This is a genomic window from Rhodococcus globerulus NBRC 14531 (genome assembly GCF_001894805.1).
Classification (GTDB): Bacteria; Actinomycetota; Actinomycetes; order Mycobacteriales; family Mycobacteriaceae; genus Rhodococcus_F; species Rhodococcus_F globerula.
This window is the reverse complement of the sequence record NZ_BCWX01000021.1, coordinates 1-1,628: the sequence shown is the minus strand read 5'-3', so window position 1 is coordinate 1,628 and position 1,628 is coordinate 1. Positions and strand designations below refer to the sequence as shown.

1 rRNA gene is annotated in these 1,628 nt (G+C 53.5%); it reads left to right on the top strand.

Annotation, left to right across the window (positions count from 1 at the left end):
* Positions 1–319: 319 nt before the first annotated feature.
* Positions 320–1,628: ribosomal RNA gene (locus RG2_RS31155) — 23S ribosomal RNA — on the top strand; the annotation flags it as partial.

Genomic DNA, 1,628 nt, shown 5'->3' with positions numbered 1-1,628 from the left:
TTCTCCAATCCAATGTCCACACAGGTGGATGGTTGGTTGGCAGAGCCTGTTTCGGACCCACTTGTGGTCCGGCAGGAGCTCATGGGTGGACGCTGACAAACTTCCTCGCATTACGTCAGATCACATGATCTGCCGGCGAGTGCAATATATCGACATACTGTTGGGTCCTGAGAGAACACGTGAGTGTTTCCTCTCTAGGAAGTAACGACAAATAACTGCAAGTTGTCATACCGCTCCACTGTGGTGGGTGTTGGTGTCAACGTGAATGTGGTTGTTTGTGTGTTGTTTGAGAACTGCACAGTGGACGCGAGCATCTTTGTTGTAAGTAATGAAGAGCGTACGGTGGATGCCTTGGCACCAGGAGCCGATGAAGGACGTAGGAGGCTGCGATAAGCCTCGGGGAGCTGTCAACCGAGCTGTGATCCGAGGATGTCCGAATGGGGAAACCCAGCACGAGTGATGTCGTGTTACCCGCGCCTGAATATATAGGGCGTGTGGAGGGAACGTGGGGAAGTGAAACATCTCAGTACCCACAGGAAGAGAAAACAACCGTGATTCCGTGAGTAGTGGCGAGCGAAAGCGGAAGAGGCTAAACCATGGGTGTGTGATAGCCGGCAGGTGTTGCATTCGTGGGGTTGTGGGGTTCATTTTGTCAATACTGCCGTGTTGGCCAACAGTAAGAAATCATGAGGTTAGTGGAAGTGGTCTGGAACGGCCTGTCGTAGAGGGTGAGAATCCCGTACACGAAAACTTTGTGACTGTTGTAATGGAAACCCAAGTAGCACCGGGCCCGTGAAATCTGGTGTGAATCTGTCGGGACCACCCGATAAGCCTGAATACTCCCTGGTGACCGATAGCGGACTAGTACCGTGAGGGAAAGGTGAAAAGTACCCCGGGAGGGGAGTGAAATAGTACCTGAAACCGTGCGCTTACAATCCGTCAGAGCCTTCGAACAGACTTGTCTGTTGGGGGTGATGGCGTGCCTTTTGAAGAATGAGCCTGCGAGTTAGTGGCATGTCGCGAGGTTAACCCGTGTGGGGTAGCCGTAGCGAAAGCGAGTCCGAATAGGGCGATCATAGTGGCATGCTCTAGACCCGAAGCGGAGTGATCTACCCATGGCCAGGTTGAAGCGACGGTAAGACGTCGTGGAGGACCGAACCCACTTAGGTTGAAAACTGAGGGGATGAGTTGTGGGTAGGGGTGAAAGGCCAATCAAACTCCGTGATAGCTGGTTCTCCCCGAAATGCATTTAGGTGCAGCGTCGCGTGTTTCTCACCGGAGGTAGAGCTACTGGATGGTCTAGGGGGCCCACAAGCTTACCGAAATCAGCCAAACTCCGAATGCCGGTGAGTGAGAGCGCGGCAGTGAGACTGCGGGCGATAAGGTTCGTAGTCGAGAGGGAAACAGCCCAGATCGCCAGCTAAGGTCCCTAAGCGTGTACTAAGTGGAAAAGGATGTGGGGTCGCGAAGACAACCAGGAGGTTGGCTTAGAAGCAGCCACCCTTGAAAGAGTGCGTAATAGCTCACTGGTCAAGTGATCCTGCGCCGACAATGTAGCGGGGCTCAAGTACACCACCGAAGCTGCGGCATTCACGCAATAGCCCCCAGTTGATCCAAGGATTTTCTGG